This is a genomic window from Nocardioides sp. W7 (genome assembly GCF_022919075.1).
In the GTDB taxonomy this organism is placed as follows: Bacteria; Actinomycetota; Actinomycetes; order Propionibacteriales; family Nocardioidaceae; genus Nocardioides.
On the sequence record NZ_CP095078.1, the window covers coordinates 2,186,049 to 2,204,797 of the forward strand.

Below are 18,749 nucleotides of genomic sequence, written 5' to 3' on the forward strand. Positions count from 1 at the left end.
CATGGGGTATCCCGGATCCGCCCTGGTGCGCACCGGGGCCCGGGCGATCGAGGTGCTGCCCCTCCAGCTCACGCCCCGATCGGGAGCCGTGCGGGCCAGTAGTGATCGGCACCGGCAGCGCGTCGCGTCGGGGGCGTCGACCCTCTACGTCGCCGACGACGAGGAGGTTGACCGAGACCGGTCCGTGCGCAAGGCCATCCTCCCCGCCCGGGCCCTGGACGCCACCGGCAACCTCTTCGCCCTGGGGCTCGACACCATCCGGGCCGCCTTCCGTCGGCCGTTCTCGTGGGTCGAGCTGATGCAGCAGTTCTGGTTCGTGGTGAGCGTCTCCTGGGTGCCCGCCATGCTGATCTCGATCCCGCTCGGAGCGGTCATCGCCCTCCAGCTCGGGACCCTGACCAAGCAGATCGGCGCCGAGTCGTTCACCGGCGCGGCCAGCGTGCTGGCCGTCGTGCAACAGGCCGCCCCGATGGTCACCACCCTGGTCATCGCCGGCGCCGGCGGCGCCGCGATCTGCGCCGAGATGGGCTCCCGCACGATCCGCGACGAGATCGACGCCATGAAGGTGATGGGCCTCGACCCGGTGCAGCGACTGGTCGTCCCGCGGGTCATCGCCTGCGTGATGGCGGCGATCCTGCTCAACGGTCTGGTCTCGGTGGTCGGCGTGCTCGGCGGCTACTTCTTCAACGTCATCCTCCAGGGCGGTACCCCGGGCGCCTACCTGGCCAGCTTCACCGCCCTGGCCCAGATCTCCGACCTGTGGATCGGTGAGATCAAGGCCATCGTCTTCGGGTTCCTGGCCGGCGTGGTCGCCTGCTACCGGGGCCTCAACACCGCCCCCGGGCCCAAGGGCGTGGGCGACTCGGTGAACCAGTCCGTGGTGATCACCTTCCTGATGCTGTTCTTCGTCAACTTCGTCCTCACCGCGTTGTACCTGACGCTGGTGCCCATGAAGGGGGCCTGACATGGCCGCGAACCGATCTAACGGGCCCCAGCCCACCTTCCCTCCGCTGACCGCCGAGCTGGAGCGGGGTGGACCGCGGCGCGCCGCCCCCCGCAACACCCGCGTCGGGCGGATCTTCAGCCGCCCGATCGACAAGCTCAGCAAGCTTGGCGCCGACATGCGCTTCTACGTCAACGTGCTGCTGCACATCCCGAGCACCCTGCGGCACTACCCCAAGGAGGTCATGCGGCTGCTGTCCGAGGTGAGCTTCGGCTCCGGGGCCCTGGCCGTGATCGGCGGCACCATCGGGGTGATGCTCGGCCTGACGCTCTCGGTCGGCTTCGTCGTGGGCATGCAGGGCTACGCCGCCCTGGACCAGATCGGCGCCTCGGCCCTCAACGGCTTCATCTCCGCCTACTTCAACACCCGCGAGGTGGCGCCCATGGTCGCCGCGCTCGCGCTGTCCGCCACGGTCGGGTCCGGCTTCACCGCCCAGCTCGGGGCGATGAAGATCAACGAGGAGGTCGACGCCCTCACGGCGATGGCCGTGCCGGCGGTGCCGTACCTGATCACCACCCGGGTGATCGCCGGGTTCCTCGCGATCGTCCCGCTCTACGTGATCGGGCTGCTCACGTCGTACGGCGGCGCCCGGGCGGTGACCGTCTTCGTCTACGGCCAGTCCGCCGGGACCTACGACCACTACTTCAACCTGTTCCTGCCACCGATCGACATCCTGCTGTCGTTCGTGAAGGTGCTGATCTTCTCGGTGATCATCATCATGGTGCACTGCCGGATGGGCTTCCAGGCCGTCGGCGGGCCGGCCGGGGTCGGGGTGGCCGTCGGGCGCGCGGTCCGCCGCAGCCTGGTCACCGTCGCGGTGCTGGACCTGATCCTCTCGATGGCGCTGTGGGGCGCCTCCACCACCGTGAGGATCGCCGGATGAACGCCGCGAAGACCCGCGATCTGCTGATCGGCCTGGTCGCCATCGCCCTGGTGCTGGGCCTGCTCACAGTGGCCTACCTGGCCTACAACCGCGCCCTGGTCCCGCACCGGGACGTGACCCTGCGCACCGACGTCGTCGGCAACTCCCTGAAGGTCGGCTCGGACGTCAAGTTCCAGGGCGTCCCGGTCGGCCAGGTCGCCGAGATCAGCGCCACCGACGAGGGCGCCGACCTGAATCTGGCCCTGGACCCCGAGATCCTCCCGATGCTGCCGGACAACGTGGTGGCGCGGCTGCTGCCCAAGACGATGTTCGGGGAGCGGTACGTCGCCCTGGTGCAGCCGACCAGCGCCAGCGGCACCGAGCTGCAGGAGGGCGACGTGATCCGCGAGGACGACTCGGCCGAGGCGGCCGAGCTGCAGCAGGTCCTCGACGAGCTGCTGCCGGTGCTGCGCGCGATCCAGCCCGAGAAGCTGTCGGCGATGCTCAGCGAGTTCGCCGGCATGCTGGACGGCCAGGGCAAGAACCTCGGCGACGCGATGGTCGAGTGGTCGCACTACGTGAAGAAGCTCAACCCGAAGGTGCCGCAGATCGCCGAGGACTTCGCCCTGCTGGCCGACGTGGCCGACGAGTGGAACGTCGCGGCCCCCGATCTGGTCGACGCCCTGTCGACGATGACCACCACGTCGAAGACGCTGGTCGACAAGCAGACCGAGCTGCGCGACGTCTATGCCGGCGTGATCGGATCCTCCGACACCGCCCGCGGCTGGATCTCCGACAACCACGACACCATCGTGGTGCTGACCGATGAGAGCCGGGCCGCCCTGCGGGCCAGTGCGCCGTACGCCTCTCAGTTCCCCTGCCTGTTCGAGGCGGTGGCGCGGTTCAAGCCGCGCATGGACGAGGCCCTGGGCGCCGGCACCGACGAGCCCGGCATGCACGCGGTGCTGAAGGTGATGCCGGCGCGCAGCAAGTACCTCGCCGGCAAGGACGACATCAGCTTCACCAAGGGCACGCCGGCGCCGCGCTGCCCGTACGTGACCGGCAAGGTGGGCACCTCGCCGGCCAAGCGGAGCGCCTCGGGCGACGGTCTCCCTCAGTGGCCCGAGGACACGCGCACCGCCGACGTCGCCGACGAGAGCGAGAGTGGCGACGATCCGGTCGCGATCGGGCCGCCGCCGAGGGCGAACGCCCAGTCCTTCCTGGTCGCGCTGACCGGGCTGGGCGAGGCCAACTCGCCCAGTGAGAACCGGCTGATCGCCGAGCTGGTGGCGCCCACCCAGGGGCTGGCTCCGGTCCAGTACCCCGGCTGGAGCTCGCTGCTGCTCGGACCGACCCTGCGGAACACCAAGGTGGTGCTGAAATGACGAAGGACGCCAACCATGGCCCGCTGTGGGCCATCGGGATCAAGAGCGTGGTCTTCACCGTGGTGACGGTGACCCTCACCGGGATCCTGGCCATGACCATCCGCAACAGCTCGGCGGGGGAGGGCGTGGAGTACACCGCGGTGTTCACCGAGGCGACGAGCGTGAACCGCGGCGACGACGTGCGCGTGGCCGGGGTCAAGGTCGGCACCGTGCAGGACGTCTCCGTCACCGACAAGCGGCTGGCCAAGGTGCGGTTCACCATCCGCAAGGGGGTCCCGGTGCGCAGCGATGCCGTGATCCAGATCAAGTTCCGCAACATCGTGGGTCAGCGCTTCCTCTCCATCGAGCAGGCCGACCCCGCCCCCGCCTCCGGCGACAGCGGCCAGGTCGTGCCGGCCAGTGCCGGCACCGACTCGCAGGTCCGCGAGGGGCACACCTTCGGCCTGGACGCCACCCGGCCGGCGCTGAGCCTGACCGTGCTCTTCAACGGCTTCCGGCCACTGCTGGACATGCTCAACCCCAAGGACGTCAACCGGCTGAGCGAGCAGATCATCGCCGTCTTCCAGGGCGAGGAGGCCACAGTCGACGGGTTGCTGCAGAGCACCGCCAGCCTCACCACCACGCTCGCCGAGAAGGACGAGGTGATCGGCGAGCTGATCACCAGCCTCAGCAGCGTGATGCAGACGGTCGACGGCAGGTCGGACCAGCTGGACCTCACCATCACCACCATGCAGCAGCTCGTCTCCGGCCTGTCGGCCGACCGGGCCGCCATCGGCAGCTCGATCGAGGGGATGGGGGAGCTGACCGGCCGCGTCGCGACCCTGCTGGACGAGACCCGGCCGGCGCTGCGCAAGTCGATCGGTCACCTCGGAGTGCTCTCCGAGACCCTCGACGAGCACAGCGCCGAGGTCGACAGCTTCCTCAAGATGCTACCCACCAAGCTGGACCGGATCGGCCGGCTCGGCAGCTACGGCTCCTGGCTCAACTTCTACATGTGCTCCATGGACGGACGGATCCCGATGCCCCAGGGCTACATGGGCGACCTCGGGGTCCTGCCCGTCGCGAAGAGGTGTCGCTGATGTCCCGGTTCCCACGCGCGTTCGCCGAGCGCAACCGTGTCGTGATCGCCGTGGTCGGCCTGACCGTCCTGGGCCTGCTGTTCTTCGGCGCGATGCGGATCACCTCGCTGCCGATCCTCGGGGACGGCCAGGTACACGAGGCGATCTTCACCGAGGGCGGCGGGCTGCGCGCCGGTGACGAGGTCCGGGTCGCCGGGGTTCGGGTCGGCGAGGTGACCGACGTCCGGCTCGACGGCGCCCGGGTCCGGGTCAGCTTCCAGGCCAAGGACGTCGACCTGCCCGCCGAGACGACCGCGTCGATCGAGGTCAAGTCGATGCTGGGGCAGAAGTTCCTCGCCGTGGACCCGCTCGGCACCGGCACTCTGTCGGGGGCGATCCCGCTGGAGCGCACCACGACGCCGTACGACGTGAACGCGGCGGTCTCGGACCTCTCCAGCACCTTCAACGAGATCGACACCGCCAAGCTGGAGGAGAGCTTCGACACGCTCGCGACGGCCTTCGAGAACACCCCGGAGTCGGTGCAGAAGATGGTCGGCGGGCTCACCGAGCTCTCGCGCACCATCTCCTCGCGTGACACCGAGCTGGCCGGGCTGCTGGAGGCCACCGAGGGGGTCAGCGGCACCCTGGCTGCTCGCAACAGCGAGCTCGCCGCCCTGTTCACCGACGGCTCCGAGCTGCTCGGGGAGCTGCAGAAGCGGCGCGAGGCGGTGCACGCGATGTGGACCGGCACCCGCGACCTCGGCGTCCAGGTGCGTGGCCTGGTCGCCGACAACGACGAGACGCTGGCGCCTGCGCTGGAGAAGCTCGACCGGGTCTCGGCGATCCTCAACCGGAACCAGCAGAACCTCGACGACGCGTTGTCCAAGCTCGGCCCCTACTACCGGGTCCTGGCCTCCGCGACCGGCAACGGCCGGTGGGTCGACTCCTACCTGTGCGGGCTGTTCGACGAGAACGGCGATCCGGTGCTCGAGAACGACGTGATCCGCGACTGCGCACCCGGAGGTGCCCGATGACCAGCACGAGGATGCGACGCTGGCTGGTGGCCGGCCTGGTGGCCGGCCTGATCGTGGCCGGAGCGCTCGGCGCGAGGTCGCTGCTCCGCACCGAGCCGGTGACGTTCACCGCCCTGTTCGACTCCACCGTGGGGCTCTACCCCGGGTCGGACGTGCAGGTGCTCGGCGTGCCCGTCGGCACGGTCACCGAGGTGTCGGCCGAGGGTGAGGCGGTGCGGGTCACCATGGAGCTCGACCCCGACCAGGCGGTCGCCGCCGACACCTTGGCCGTGATCGTCGCGCCCACCATGGTCAGCGACCGGTTCGTGCAGCTGACCGAGCCGTGGCTGGAGGACTCCGGCACGAAGCGACTGGCCAGCGGCGCGGTGATCGAGCAGGACCGGACCGCCGTACCGGTGGAGATCGACGACCTCTACAGCGGGCTGAAGGACATGTCCGAGGCCCTCGGACCTCGCGGGGCCAACAAGAACGGCGCCCTGAGCAAGCTGCTCAAGGTCGGCGCCGCGAACCTGGAGGGCCAGGGCGCGGGGTTGAACACCATGATCCGCGAGTTCGGTGCGGCGAGCGCCACGCTGTCCGACCTCGACGAGACCTTCTTCGGCACCATGGCGAACCTCGACGAGTTCAACACGATGCTCGCCGAGAACGACGAGACCGTCGCGACGGTGAACGAGCAGTTCGCCGACGTCGCCGGCTTCCTGGCCGAGGACCGGGAGGAGATGGGGGAGGCCGCCCACGAGCTGGCCGGCGCGATGGCCGTGCTCGACGACTTCATCCGGGAGAACCGCGGGAACCTCCAGACGAGTGTCGAGAACCTGGTGCCGACGACCCGGGCGCTGCACCGGCAGCGCGAGTCGCTGGAGGAGATGATCCGGCTCGCGCCGCTGCTGTTGCACAACCTGCGCGACGCCTACGACCCCGCCTACAACCTGATCGGTGGGCGCGGCAACGTCAACGAGGTCTCCATCTGGAGCACCGACGGACTCAACGCCCGCAGCTCCGACTCAGCCCCGCCGACCATGCTCGACGGCGGCACGACGGACAGGACTGAGCGATGAGTGCCATCACCCGCCCCCACGCCCCGCGGCGGGCCGGCCGACGAGCCGGACTTGCCGGGGTGGCACTGGGCCTGGCCGCGTTGTTGACCGGCTGCGGTCTGGGCAAGGACCTCTACAACACCCCGCTGCCCGGAGGCGCCGACGTCGGCGAGGACCCGATCAGCGTCACGGCGGACTTCCGTGACGTGGTCGACCTGGTGCCGCAGAGCAGCGTCAAGGTCGAGAACATCGCGGTCGGCCGGGTCTCGGACATCGAGCTCAACCCGGACGGCCGCAGCGCGCGAGTCACCCTGCTGATGCGTCGCGACGTCGACCTGCCCGTCGGCACCACCGCCCGGCTGCAGCAGACCTCGTTGCTGGGCGAGAAGTACATCGCCCTGCTCCGGCCCGTCGAGGGCGCGGCAGGCGCCGGCTCGCTGAGCTCGGGGGCGCACATCCCGATCGAGGAGACCAGCCAGGTGGCCGAGGTCGAGCAGGTTCTCGGGGCGCTGTCACTCGTGGTCAACGGCGGCGGGCTCGGCAAGTTCCGCGAGATCTCGCGCGAGCTCCAGCAGGTCTCGACCGGGCGCCCCGAGGAGATCCGCGGCTTCCTGCGCAACATGGAGACCTTCGTGGGCTCGCTGGACTCGCGCAAGGCGTCGATCACCGACGCGCTCGACGCCGTCGCTGCCCTGTCCGCGACCCTGGACGCCGACCGGGACAAGATCGCGACGGCCCTGGAGGGCCTCAGCCCCGGCATGCAGGTGCTCGTCGAGCAGCGCGACCAGCTGGTCGAGATGCTCACCGCGCTGGACAAGCTCAGCGACGCCACCGTGCGCACCCTGGACGCCTCCCAGGAGGACATGGTCGAGGACATGAAGCTGCTCGAGCCGATCCTGCGGGAGCTGGCCGAGTCCGGGGCGGCGCTGCCGAAGTCCCTGGAGCTGCTGCTGACCTTCCCGTTCCCCGACTCCGTGCTGGATGCGATCAAGGGCGACTACCTGAACGTCTTTGTCACGGCCACCTACACCTCGCTGCCAGACAGCTGCACCGGCTTCGGATGCCCCTGGCCGCAACTGCCGGACCTCGGGACAAACCCGCCGATCGATCTGCTCGCCCCGTCTGCGTCGGCGTCCCCCTCGGCGTCCCCGTCCGCGGCCGGTGCCCCCAGCAAGGCGAAGCCGGGCGCCCCGACCACCGGGAAGCCCAGTCCGACCGGACCGGCCGACCCGACCGGTCCCACCGGCCCGAGCGGCAGCGCGTCCCCGTCGCCGAGTGCGCCCGGATCGTCCGGTGCCGCCTCGCCCTCGCCGAGCCTGCTTCCGCCCACCGACTCGGCGATGCCGGGCCTGGGGGAGCCGTCGGTGCAGGTGCCGATCACCGATACGCCCTCGGGCGCCGCGACCACCCCGGGAGGGGAGGACTGATGCTGACCCTCATGACCCGAGCGAAGGTCGTCATGTTCGTGGTGATCGCGCTGCTGACCACCTCCTTCCTCGCCGTGCAGTACGTCGGGCTGGACCGGTTCCTCGGCGGCTACACGGTGACCGCCGACCTCCCCGAGGCCGGTGGCCTGTTCCAGAACTCCGAGGTCACCTATCGCGGGGTGCCGGTCGGGCGGGTCGAGTCGCTGACCGCGTCCCCCGAGGGGGCCCATGCGGTGATCCGGATCGAGCGCGGTGCTCCCGAGATCCCGGCCGAGGTGCGCGGCCGGGTCGTCAACCGCTCCGCCATCGGAGAGCAGTACTTCGACCTGAGCGGGGGCTCCACCGACGGGGAGACCCTGGCCGAGGGGGCGCACCTCACCCTCACCGCGGCCGACCTACCGCCCTCGATCGACGGGTTGCTGCGCAGCAGCCGGGACTTCGTGGCCTCAGTGCCCTCCGACGCCCTCGACACCGTCATCGACGAGGGCTACGCGATGACCCAGGGCAACGGGGAGAACCTGGCCCGCCTGGTGGAGACCTCGTCGGACTTCGTCCGGACGGCCGACCGCAACTTCCTGATGACGGTCAGCCTGATCGACAACTCCGGCCAGGTGCTGGCGACCCAGAAGGCGGCCGCGTCGAGCTTCCAGAGCTTCAGCGAGGACCTGCGACTGGTGGCCGAGGCCTTCGAGGAGCAGGACGACGACTGGCGAAAGCTGATGGAGCAGACCCCGGCCGCAGCCCGGCAGCTCGACGCCCTGTTCAGCTCGGTCGGCCAGCCGCTCGGGCAGCTGATGGGCAACCTGGTCTCCACCGCGGAGGTCTTCGGCACCAACGCGGCCGGCGTGAAGGAGACCATGATCCGGCTGCCCGAGGGCATCTCCATCACCTACGCGGCGATGACCAGCAAGGGCATGCAGGCCGGCCTGCAGCCGACGTTCTTCAGCCCGCTGCCGTGCCAGTACAAGGGAACCGAGATGCGTCCCGGCACCGACACGTCGCCGGGCGAGGCGTTCAACACCGATGCGCGCTGTGATCTGCCACGATCGTCCGGGACGGGGGTGCGCGGCCCCAAGGCGCCGCTGCCCGGCAGTAAGAAGGACAACGACTCCCGTCGGAGCACGGTCACCTCGGCCGACAGCCTGGGTGACCTGATGGGAGGCGACCAGTGAACGCGACCGATCCGGAGCCGGCGTTCGAGCTCCGCAACCGGAAGGCGGCCGAGCCGCCCCACCCGCCAGCGGATCCTCCGGTCGAGGAGGCCACGTCATCGGCCCAGGTGGACGAGGATCCACCGCCGACGGCCGATGATCCACTGCCGACGGCCGAGGATCCACCGCTGACGGCCAAGCCGGCGACCGAGTCGACCGCCGAGCCGCGTCGGACCCGGACCGGTCTCTGGGCCCTGGCCCTGTGCGGCCTCGGTGTCGTAGCGGTCGTCCTGGCCTTCCTGTCCTGGCGGTCCGCCGACAACGACCCCGATCGGGCCCGGGCCGCGCTGCGCGATGCGGCCGTGATCGAGGGGACCGCGGCGGTCGAGACGATGAACTCCATCGACTACCGCGACGTGGCGGCCGGGGTCGAGGCCTGGCAGGACGTGTCGACGGGGGTGCTGCACGACCAGCTGGTCGCGATGACCCCGGAGGACCAGCAGCTGCTCGCCGACCAGAAGAGGGTCGCCACCGGTCGGGTGGTGCAGGCCGCACTCACCGAGCTCACCGACCGGACCGCGACGCTGATCGTGGCCGTCGAGGTCACCGTGAGCGCGACCGAGGAGGGCGCCGAAGCCACCGTGAAGCGGAACCGGTTCGCGGCCGACCTGGTCCGCGTCAGCGGCGAGTGGAAGCTCGAGAACCTGGCGCAAGTGGCGGTGGGGACATGACGCGACGAATCGGTCTCGACCTTCGCAGCATCGGCGCCTGGCAGGGGGTGTCCCTCGGGATCGCCGTGATGCTGTTCGCCGTCGCCGCGATCCTGGGCGTCCAGGCTCGCTCCCTCAGCCAGGACCCGGCGCTGGACAACCGGGCTCAGCTGGACGAGACGGGGCAGGCCGGGGTGGTGACCGTGGTGACACGGGGACTGACCCAGGTGCTCAGCTACGACTACACGCAGCCCGATGCCACCCGGGCGTTCGCCGACCAGGTGCTCAGTGGCCAGGCGCGCGAGCAGTACGACACCCTGTTCGCCAGCCTCTCGGAGCGGGCGCCCGGCCAGCAGCTCATGCTGAGCGTCGTGGTCCAGGCGACCGGTGTCCGGGAGCTGACCACCGACAAGGCCACGTTGCTGGTCTTCCTCGACCAGACCAGCGCCCGGGCCGACGACGAGGAGAAGTCGGTCTCGGCGGCCCAGCTGAGTGTCACCGCGGAGCGTGAGGGCAGGAGCTGGGTGATCACGGGCCTCCAGCCGCTGTGACCGATCGTCCGTCGTCTCAGCGCTGTCCGTCGATGCCGAGGTGGCGGGCCAGGTGCGTGGTGAGCGACCGGGCCGACTCGAGGGTGAGCAGGAGTCGCAGGCTGTGCTGGTCGTCGGCCTCGATCGCCAGCCACTCGAGGGCGTGGCCGTGGTGGCGTCCCTGACGGATGGTCAGCTCGACTGCCTGGAGGGTGGCGGTCATCGGGATGGTGTCGGTGTGGCCGGCGACGACGGGCAGCTGGGCGGCCTCGCCCTGGTGATAGCGGTCCTCGGGGTGGTCGTCCTCGCGATGCTCCCGCACGCACCACGGCGGGCACGGCTCGATCGACCAGCTCGGAGCTGGGTCGGCCCGAGGGGGCTGGTGGTCGGGTCTGGTCATGGGCGTGGCCTCCGCTGGCGAACCTGCGTCTCAGTACGACTGTAGGGAGCGGCGCCGACGGTGCGGACCGGTCTGCGCCGCTTCCCCACAGAGCCGCCGCGGCCAGCTCGAAATTCCCATACTCAGGTGGTCATCTGACTGCCATCTGCGCGCGATGCTGGACGGGTGCCACGACGACGATCGGCCCCGACCTGGGAAGAGTTCGCCCGGGAGATCGGACACAACCTGTCCCGAGCGCGCGCCGCGAAGGGGTTGAGCCAGGAGCGGGTCGCGCACCTGGCCGGCATCACCGGCTTCACCTATCAGAAGTACGAGAAGGGCGAGTCGCGGCCCGGCCAGCCGATGAACCCGCAGCTCCGGACGCTGGTGGCGCTCAGTCAGGCCCTCGAGGTGCCCCTGGTCGACCTGCTGCCCACGCCGTTCCCGGACGTCACCGGAGGTGGCTGACCGCGACACGTCCGCCGGGTGGTTGAGCAGGTTGCGCTAGCAACCGTGTCGAAACCCGGTGAGCCAACAGATGGCGGTGGCCGCGGGCCGCCCGGTGGTTGAGCAGGTTGCGCTAGCAACCGTGTCGAAACCCGGTGGGCCAACAGATGGCGGTGGCCGCGGTTGTCTGTGGGCTGCGGGGGTTTCGACACGCTCAGGACTTCGTCCCTCGCTGCTCAACCACCGGTCGCTCGGTGGTTGAGCAGGTTGCGCTAGCAACCGTGTCGAAACCCGGTGAGCCAACAGGCAGCGGTGACCACGGTTGTCTGTGGGCTGTGGGGGTTTCGACACGCTCGGGACTTCGTCCCTCGCTGCTCAACCACCGGTGGGCTGCTCAACCACCGGTGGGCTGCTCAACCGCCGGCTCGGGTCATCGGCCTGCGGCTGCACGGTCGCGGAAGGTGTCGAAGTCGCTCTGGTCGCCGGCTTTCCAGAGCGGGACGCTGGACTTCAGGACGAGGGTCATCCGCAGGACGAACTCGGGGTCGCGGAGGTCTTCGCCGAAGAGTTCGTTGATCCGTTTCCAGCGGTAGCGGATGGTCTGGGGATGGAGGTCGAGGCGGGCGGCGATCACTGGCGCGCTGTCGCGGGTCTCGACCCAGGTCAGCAGCGTCTCGGACAGGATGGCGCGCGAGTGGGGCGTCTCGGCGAGCAGGGGGCGCAGGAGTTCCTGGCACAGGTGCTGGCGCATGGAGGGTTCGGCGTGCAGCCACAGCTGGGTGGCCTGGGTGGCGCAGTCGATGACCGAGACCGGGGCGATGACGCCGAGCTGGACCAGGTCGAGGGCGCGTTGGCACCAGCGCAGCGCGGAGCCGGCCAGTGCCGGTGGCACGGGCCAGCTGACGGCGGTGCGGAGTCCGGGGCGGGAGCGGCCGATGCGTTCGACGAGGTCGGTGTGTTCCTCGGCGGGGCAGATGATGAGGGCGCGGCGGGGTTGGGTGCGGATCAGCAGGGTCGGTGACTCCGGCAGCGCGGGTGGCTCGCCGTGGTAGCTGATCGCCAGCGCGGTCACCGTCTCGGTCAGGGGCCACTCGGCGATCTCGGCGAGGGTGTGCAGGGTCTCGTTGTCGATGCCGGCCGGGACCTGCGGGTCCGGGCGCGATGGTCGGTCGGCGAGGAAGAGCTGGAAGAGGCGGTTGCGGGCGCCCTCGCGGGTGTGGGATCCGCCGCGTCGTCCGAGCGCGAAGCCGTCGGCGAGCTGCTCGCGGAGGTGCTCGAGGTAGTCGAACAGCGCGTCGGCCAGGCCTTGGAGCTCGGGTCTGGTGAGGTCGTGGGTGGTGGCGAAGTCCGTCAGCTGTGCCCAGGAGGCTCGGCTCGCGATGCGCAGGCTCGCCTCGATCGCGGTCCAGTCGTGCTCGCGTTGGGCCTCGCCCTGACCGAGGCGGCGGAACAGGTCGTCGACCTGGCCGGACCGGGACGGGGGGTCCTCGGCGTCGTCGAGGAAGTGTTGCGCGGCGGTGTGCGCGGCCCAGGTCAGCAGCTGGTGGCGTGGGCTGCCCGGGGCGGCGGCGTACGACGGCATCGCGGCCACGACATCGTTCACGACCCGCTGGACCATCGCGTCCAGGCACGGGCGCATGGCGTCGGTCGAGGGCTGGAGCGACGACGGCGGATCCGGCGCCGTCACGGTCGCCCGACAAGGGGATGCGTGCTGGATCGCAGGTGGGGCGTCACGCGCTGTCCGTCCTCGAAGTTGGCCACATACTCGGATGGCCATACTAAGATGGGACTCGGAAAGGACGCGCTCGTTGTGCATACTCGCAGGACGCACGTGTGGCAGTTGTCACATGGATGACAATTGGGGGAGATGTGTCGGAGTCCGGGACTCCGCCACCGGGGAGTGAGATCGTATCCGGTGTCTCGGCGCACGAGCGTCCCGCGGAGGGGCGCCGACCAGGGGAGGGTGCGGTGACTGACACAGCCATGCAGGCGCGCCCGTCCGAGGCCGCTCGGCTGGTGCTCCCCGACGTACGCCGCCATCTGCCCCGGGTCGCCCAGCGAGTCACCAGCGCGATCCGCACCGCCGTGCCCGGGTACGCCCACGGCGACCGGCGCCACCAGCTGATCTTCACCGCGGTCAACAGCGCCGCCGTCTACTTCCTGGATCGTGCCGTCGGCCTGCCGGTCTCCCCGGTCGCCGTCGACGACCTCTTCCGCAAGATGGGTTTCCGCGAGGCCGGCGTCGGTGACGACCTCTCCCACATGGAGAGCGCGATCCGGGGTGGTGCGAGCGCGTCCTGGGCCGAGATCCGGGTCGTCGCGGCGGGGCTGAGCATCTCGACGCACGCGCTGGAGGAGCTCCACGACGCGCTCGATGCCTATGTCGAGCACCTGCTCGCGCAGATCCGCCGGGGCCACGCGGCTGGTGCCGCCGCCCGCGAGCAGGACTCCGGTCTCGCCCGCCGCCGACTCGTCGACGGGCTGCTCGGCGGCGCCGATCCCGACACCGTCGAGGCGTACGCCGAGGTGGCCGGGTGGTCGGTCCCCGCGCAGCTCGTGGTGACGGCCGTGGACCTGCCCGTGGACGGGCGGCTCGACCCGAGCGACCTTCCTGCCTCGGTCCTCTTCCGGCCCGGCCCAGGACGGGCCGTGCTCCTCACCGACGAGGCCGGCCCCGCGGAGGCGATCGCCGTCATCACCGCGCAGGTGCCCACCGCGCGGTTCGCGGTCGGCTGGCTGGTCGAGACGAGCGAGGCCCCCGCGGCGTACCGCTGGGCGCAGCGAGCGCTGGCCCTGGTGGACCAGGGCGTCGTCCCGGCGCGCCCGGTCATCGAGTGCCGTGAGCACCGGACCGCGATCTGGCTGCATGCCGAGCCGACCATGCGTCGCCAGCTGGCCCAGGAGCTGCTCCAGCCGCTCTTCGAGGAGACCGCGAACTCCCGCGAGATCCTGTCCGAGACGCTGCTGGTCTGGCTGGAGACCCGCGACAGCGCCCCGGCGATCGCCGCCCGGCTCGGCGTCCACCCGCAGACGGTGCGCTACCGCTGGCGGCGGATCAACCAGCTCTTCGGAGAGGCGTTGCACGACCCGGAGTTCGTGGTCCAGCTGACCCTCGTCCTCAAGGCCAGCGTCGGCCTGTGGATCGCCGGTGACCAGAGCGACTTCGAGCGCTACCTGGAGCGCACCCAGTGACGGGGAGTACGGCGGCGGCCCTGGCCGTCGTCCTGCTGCCCGCGCTGATCGCCCTCCTTGTGCCGCTCGCCCGGTGGTCGGTGACCCGGCAGGCGCGACAGGCGGGGATCGAGTTCCGCGACGCGGCCGCCCTGGCCGCTGCCCGGGCGATCGACACGGTCTTCCTCGACCGATGGGGCACCGTGACCACCGGTCAGCTCGTGGTGACCTCGGTCGACCCGATCGAGGAGGGGAACGGCCGCAGCCTGCGGTGGTTCGCCGCCGCCCTCGAGCACGGCATCGAGCACCCGGTCGCCCGGGCCATCGCCCGGCTCGGCCCACCGGGACGCCTGGGGTCGGTGGAGAACCTGCCCGGTCGCGGCATCAGCGGGTCGGTGGACCGCCACCCGGTGCGGGTGGGGAGCCCCGGTTGGCTCGGGATGGACGAGCGCCACGGCCTCGGCAGCACCGTCGCCGTCGAGGTCGACCACCGGCCGTTCGGCTACCTCACCGTCTCCGACAACGTCCGGACCGACGCCACGACGTCGGTCGAGCGACTGCTCGCGCTGGGGGTCGAGCCCATCCTGCTCTCCGACGACAGCGCGCTGAACGCCGAGCATCTCGCCCAGCAGTGTGGCGTCGAGGAGTGGCTGGTCGTCACCGAGCCGGAGAAGCGCGAGCGACTCGTGCGGGAGCGGCAGGAGACCGGGCGGCGGGTGGCGGTGGTCGCCCGTGCCGAGGGCAACGCCGAGGCGCTCGCCGCGGCCGACCTGGCCGTCAGCGACGACCCCTCGGGGACCGCTGCCGTCCGGGTCGACGACCTCGACGTCGGCCGGACCGTCCAGGCCCTCGAGCTCGGGCGGCTGGTGCCGAGACTGACCTGGCGGCTGTGGTGCGCCGGCGGGCTGATCACGGCCATCGGAGTGGTGCTGGTGGCCGTCGGGATGCTCTCCCTGGTGCTGGCGGCCGGCTACGCCGTCGTCGGTTCCGCGCTGGTCGTGGCGACCGCGGTCGCCTCCTGACCCCGGCGGCGCTCAGCGATGGGCGTACGTCGCGAGCGACACGGCGACGTAGTGCGCGACGAACGCCAGGATCGTGAACGAGTGGAACACCTCGTGGAAGCCGAACCACTGCGGTGAGGGGTTCGGTCGCTTGAAGCCGTAGACCACGCCGCCGAAGGTGTAGAGCGCGCCGCCCACCACGATCATCACGAAGGCGGCGATGCCGACGCTGCCGAGGGTCCGCGCGCCGTCGAGGAAGCCGGGGATGAAGAAGACCGCCGCCCAGCCCATGGCGATGTAGATGGGGGTGTAGAGCCAGCGCGGCGCGTCGGTCCAGAAGACCCGGAACGCGACGCCGAGGATCGCCCCGGTCCACACGACCGTCAGCAGCACGGAGCGCTGGGTCCCCTCCAGGAGCATCAGGCTGAACGGTGTGTAGGAGCCCGCGATCAGGATGAAGATGTTGGAGTGGTCGAAGCGCCGCAGGAACGCCCAGACCCGCGGCGACCAGGTGCCGGTGTGGTAGATCGCCGACACCGTGAACAGGATCAGCGCCGACGCGATGAAGACCGCCGAGCCGACCCGGGTGATCGTGGTGGGGGACAGGGCCACCAGCACGATCCCGCCGACCAGCGTCAGCGGCGCGATGATGAGGTGCAGCCAGCCGCGCAGCTTGGGCTTGAGCTCCTCGAGGGTCTCGTGCAGCGACTCACCGAGGTGCTCGATGCCGGAACGCATCTCGTCCATCGCCTGGTTCATGACCTCAAGTTACCCGGCGGAAGGTTGGCCAACCGCCGAAAGCGGTGATGCCCTGGTCACGCTCGCGGCTACCCTGGACCGGTGGCGGATTGGAAGCGTGCGATCAGGCGGGTCGTCTACCCGGCGTACGAGGCGCGGATGCTGCGCAAGATGCCCGCCGACCTGCCGCAGCACATCGGAGTGATGCTCGACGGCAACCGCCGCTGGGCCAAGGCGGTCGGTCGTGACACCGCTCACGGCCACCGTGCGGGCGCCGCCAACATCGAGCCGCTGCTCGGCTGGTGCGACGAGGTCGGCATCGAGGTCGTCACGCTCTGGCTGCTCTCCACCGACAACCTCAACCGCCCCGAGCCCGAGCTCGCGCCGCTGCTGGAGATCATCGAGGAGGCAGTCGACTCGCTCGCCGACCAGCGGCGCTGGCGGCTGCACCCCGTGGGCGCCCTCGACCTGCTGCCGGCCAAGACGGCCGCCCGACTCAAGGCCGCCGAGGAGGCCACGCGCGACGTCGACGGCATGCTCGTCAACGTCGCCGTCGGGTACGGCGGCCGTCGCGAGATCGCCGACGCCGTCCGCTCGCTGCTGCACGAGCACGCCGCCAAGGGCACCTCGCTGGAGGAGCTCGCCGGCATCCTCGACGTCGAGGACATCGCCGGCCACCTCTACACCAAGGGCCAGCCCGACCCCGACCTGGTGATCCGCACCTCGGGGGAGCAGCGCCTCGGCGGCTTCCTGCTGTGGCAGAGCGCGAAGTCGGAGTTCTACTTCTGCGAGGCCTACTGGCCCGACTTCCGTCGGGTCGACTTCCTCCGCGCCATCCGCGCCTACGCCCTGCGCGAGCGCCGCTTCGGCTCCTGAGTCACATGCGTCCCAGCGGCCACTCTGGTTGCTGTAACGCGATGTTCGCCGCACTACCCGCACGCTGCGGCGTGCAGCCAGTGCGGCGAACATCGCGTTACAGCTGGTCCCGCCGGCCCGCCGCCCACCTCGGAACGCGTGTTACGGCTGGGTGACGTTCATCTACAGGTTGCGGCGTGTTGCCGCGAATCGCGCGGGTCGCGGCGTACGTTCCGAGCATCGGCGAGTGGGGAAGCTCGCCGTACCGGGAGGCCCGATCGTGAGCATTCACGACTGCGACGTACGACGGCTCGTCCGTGGTGCGCTGGGAGGCGGGCACTCCCGTCTTCGGTTGCTGCACCGGTCCGCCAGCAGCAACTAGGACCGGGGCGAAGAGTGCGCGCGTCGGCCCGTCAGGGGTGAACCGTGCCGTCGCAGACCAAGAAGAACCAGCGTTCTGCTCCCGCTCCCGCCACCGGTGCCCGCACCTACGTGCTCGACACCAGCGTGCTGCTCGCCGATCCCGGTGCGCTCAAGCGCTTCGCCGAGCACGAGGTGGTGCTGCCCGTCGTGGTGATCACCGAGCTGGAGGGGAAACGTCACCACCCCGAGCTCGGGTTCTTCGCGCGGGCCGCGCTGCGGATGCTCGACGAGCTGCGGATCATCCACGGCCGGCTCGACGAGCCGGTCCCGGTCGGCGAGGAGGGCGGCTCGGTCCGCGTCGAGCTCAACCACACCGACCCTGCCGCGCTGCCTTCGGGCTTCCGGCTCGGCGACAACGACACCCGGATCCTCGCGGTCGCCAAGAACCTCGCCGACGAGGGAGCCGCCGTCACCCTGGTCTCGAAGGACCTGCCGCTGCGGATCAAGGCCTCCGCCGTCGGCCTGGACGCCGAGGAGTACCGCGGCGAGGCGATCAGCGAGTCCGACACCGGCTACTCCGGGATGGCGGAGCTGGACGTGGAGGCCGCCGAGCTCGACGAGCTGTACGACGACGGCGTGCTCGACCTGCAGGTGGCTCGCGACCTGCCCTGCCACCAGGGCCTGGTGCTGCTCTCCGACCGTGGGACCGCGCTCGGCCGGGTCGGTGCCGACAAGCAGGTGCACCTGGTGCGCGGTGACCGGGAGGCCTTCGGGCTGCACGGCCGGTCGGCCGAGCAGCGGATCGCGCTGGAGATGCTCCTCGACCCCGAGGTCGGCATCGTCTCCCTCGGCGGGCGCGCCGGCACGGGCAAGTCCGCGCTGGCGCTCTGCGCCGGCCTGGAGGCGGTCATGGAGCGTCGCCAGCACAAGAAGGTCGTCGTGTTCCGCCCGCTGTTCGCGGTCGGGGGACAGGAGCTGGGCTACCTGCCCGGCTCGGAGTCGGAGAAGATGTCGCCCTGGGGCCAGGCCGTCTTCGACACCCTCGGCGCGATGACCTCGCGCGACGTGATCGACGAGATCCTGGACCGGGGGATGCTCGAGGTGCTGCCGCTGACGCACATCCGCGGCCGCTCGCTCCAGGACGCGTTCGTCATCGTCGACGAGGCCCAGTCGCTGGAGCGCAACGTGCTGCTCACGGTGCTCTCGCGGATCGGCGCCAACTCCAAGGTGGTGCTCACCCACGACGTCGCGCAGCGCGACAACCTCCGGGTGGGCCGGCACGACGGCGTGGTTGCGGTCATCGACAAGCTCAAGGGACACCCGCTCTTCGCCCACGTCACGCTGACCCGCTCGGAGCGCTCGCCGATCGCGGCGCTGGTGACCGAGATGCTGGAGAACGTCACGCTGTGAGCCCGGTCCCCTGAACCCGTGGCCGGAGGGCCTCCTGGGTCCGCTGTGACTCGTGAGGCACTCCGGTCGCGGGTGAAGGTCAACAAGCTGTCCGCACACCGGGTGTTCGGTTTGCGACCACCCTGCTCGTCGGGCAGGGTGGCCGGGACCCACGCCCCCTACCCGTGAGCCAATCCCCTGTGTCGAAG

18 protein-coding genes are annotated in these 18,749 nt (G+C 70.6%); 15 read left to right on the forward strand and 3 right to left on the reverse strand.

Annotation, left to right across the window (positions count from 1 at the left end):
- The first annotated feature begins 196 nt into the window (after positions 1 to 196).
- The 10 genes from MUB56_RS10340 to MUB56_RS10385 all read left to right on the forward strand — a co-directional run bounded on the left by MUB56_RS10340 (position 197) and on the right by MUB56_RS10385 (position 10,218).
- Positions 197 to 964 (forward strand): ABC transporter permease, encoded by a 768-nt coding sequence (locus MUB56_RS10340; protein ID WP_244932381.1) that lies wholly within the window; start codon positions 197 to 199, stop codon positions 962 to 964.
- A 157-nt stretch (positions 965 to 1,121) separates the two neighbouring features.
- A complete protein-coding gene (locus tag MUB56_RS10345; protein ID WP_348536724.1) occupies positions 1,122 to 1,886 on the forward strand; it encodes an ABC transporter permease in 765 nt (254 codons plus the stop codon).
- Complete coding sequence (locus MUB56_RS10350) at positions 1,883 to 3,250, forward strand: MCE family protein (RefSeq protein WP_244931815.1); 1,368 nt, start codon at positions 1,883 to 1,885, stop codon at positions 3,248 to 3,250. Before MUB56_RS10345 ends, MUB56_RS10350 begins: the two co-directional genes overlap by 4 nt.
- Positions 3,247 to 4,329 (forward strand): MlaD family protein, encoded by a 1,083-nt coding sequence (locus MUB56_RS10355; protein ID WP_244931816.1) that lies wholly within the window; start codon positions 3,247 to 3,249, stop codon positions 4,327 to 4,329. Before MUB56_RS10350 ends, MUB56_RS10355 begins: the two co-directional genes overlap by 4 nt.
- On the forward strand, positions 4,329 to 5,342 hold the full coding sequence (locus tag MUB56_RS10360) for an MCE family protein (RefSeq protein WP_244931817.1): 1,014 nt from the start codon (positions 4,329 to 4,331) through the stop codon (positions 5,340 to 5,342). The genes MUB56_RS10355 and MUB56_RS10360 overlap by 1 nt, the downstream gene beginning before the upstream one ends.
- On the forward strand, positions 5,339 to 6,400 hold the full coding sequence (locus MUB56_RS10365; RefSeq protein WP_244931818.1) for an MCE family protein: 1,062 nt from the start codon (positions 5,339 to 5,341) through the stop codon (positions 6,398 to 6,400). The genes MUB56_RS10360 and MUB56_RS10365 overlap by 4 nt, the downstream gene beginning before the upstream one ends.
- Positions 6,397 to 7,806, forward strand: a complete 1,410-nt coding sequence (locus MUB56_RS10370; protein ID WP_244931819.1) for an MCE family protein — start codon at positions 6,397 to 6,399, stop codon at positions 7,804 to 7,806. The genes MUB56_RS10365 and MUB56_RS10370 overlap by 4 nt, the downstream gene beginning before the upstream one ends.
- An 11-nt stretch (positions 7,807 to 7,817) precedes the next feature.
- Positions 7,818 to 8,978 (forward strand): MlaD family protein, encoded by a 1,161-nt coding sequence (locus tag MUB56_RS10375; RefSeq protein ID WP_244931820.1) that lies wholly within the window; start codon positions 7,818 to 7,820, stop codon positions 8,976 to 8,978.
- Entirely contained in the window at positions 8,975 to 9,688 is a 714-nt protein-coding gene (locus MUB56_RS10380; protein WP_244931821.1) for a hypothetical protein, read from the forward strand. The genes MUB56_RS10375 and MUB56_RS10380 overlap by 4 nt, the downstream gene beginning before the upstream one ends.
- Positions 9,685 to 10,218, forward strand: coding sequence for a hypothetical protein (locus tag MUB56_RS10385; protein ID WP_244931822.1), 534 nt, complete (start codon positions 9,685 to 9,687; stop codon positions 10,216 to 10,218). The genes MUB56_RS10380 and MUB56_RS10385 overlap by 4 nt, the downstream gene beginning before the upstream one ends.
- 16 nt (positions 10,219 to 10,234) lie before the next feature.
- On the opposite strand, the gene MUB56_RS10390 is transcribed toward MUB56_RS10385, so the two are convergent.
- A complete protein-coding gene (locus MUB56_RS10390; protein ID WP_244931823.1) occupies positions 10,235 to 10,597 on the reverse strand; it encodes a hypothetical protein in 363 nt (120 codons plus the stop codon).
- A gap of 165 nt (positions 10,598 to 10,762) precedes the next feature.
- Here MUB56_RS10390 and MUB56_RS10395 point away from each other — a divergent pair, with 165 nt between their 5' ends.
- Entirely contained in the window at positions 10,763 to 11,044 is a 282-nt protein-coding gene (locus MUB56_RS10395) for a helix-turn-helix transcriptional regulator (protein WP_244931824.1), read from the forward strand.
- 409 nt (positions 11,045 to 11,453) lie between these two features.
- Here the strand turns inward: MUB56_RS10395 and MUB56_RS10400 are convergent, their stop codons facing one another.
- Positions 11,454 to 12,710 (reverse strand): helix-turn-helix domain-containing protein, encoded by a 1,257-nt coding sequence (locus MUB56_RS10400; protein WP_244931825.1) that lies wholly within the window; start codon positions 12,708 to 12,710, stop codon positions 11,454 to 11,456.
- A 281-nt stretch (positions 12,711 to 12,991) separates the two neighbouring features.
- Between MUB56_RS10400 and MUB56_RS10405 the strand changes: the two genes are divergently transcribed.
- Both MUB56_RS10405 and MUB56_RS10410 read left to right on the forward strand, forming a co-directional pair.
- The gene (locus MUB56_RS10405) at positions 12,992 to 14,215 is read left to right on the forward strand and encodes a PucR family transcriptional regulator (protein ID WP_244931826.1); all 1,224 of its coding nucleotides are present in this window, start codon (positions 12,992 to 12,994) and stop codon (positions 14,213 to 14,215) included.
- The gene (locus MUB56_RS10410; RefSeq protein WP_244931827.1) at positions 14,212 to 15,216 is read left to right on the forward strand and encodes an HAD family hydrolase; all 1,005 of its coding nucleotides are present in this window, start codon (positions 14,212 to 14,214) and stop codon (positions 15,214 to 15,216) included. The genes MUB56_RS10405 and MUB56_RS10410 overlap by 4 nt, the downstream gene beginning before the upstream one ends.
- A gap of 12 nt (positions 15,217 to 15,228) precedes the next feature.
- Here the strand turns inward: MUB56_RS10410 and MUB56_RS10415 are convergent, their stop codons facing one another.
- Positions 15,229 to 15,954, reverse strand: coding sequence for a hemolysin III family protein (locus tag MUB56_RS10415; protein WP_244931828.1), 726 nt, complete (start codon positions 15,952 to 15,954; stop codon positions 15,229 to 15,231).
- Positions 15,955 to 16,035: 81 nt separating this feature from the next.
- Between MUB56_RS10415 and MUB56_RS10420 the strand changes: the two genes are divergently transcribed.
- Entirely contained in the window at positions 16,036 to 16,809 is a 774-nt protein-coding gene (locus MUB56_RS10420) for an isoprenyl transferase (protein ID WP_280637393.1), read from the forward strand.
- A gap of 405 nt (positions 16,810 to 17,214) precedes the next feature.
- Positions 17,215 to 18,561: a PhoH family protein gene (locus tag MUB56_RS10425; protein WP_244931829.1), complete on the forward strand. Its 1,347-nt coding sequence runs from the start codon at positions 17,215 to 17,217 to the stop codon at positions 18,559 to 18,561.
- The last annotated feature ends 188 nt before the right edge of the window (positions 18,562 to 18,749 follow it).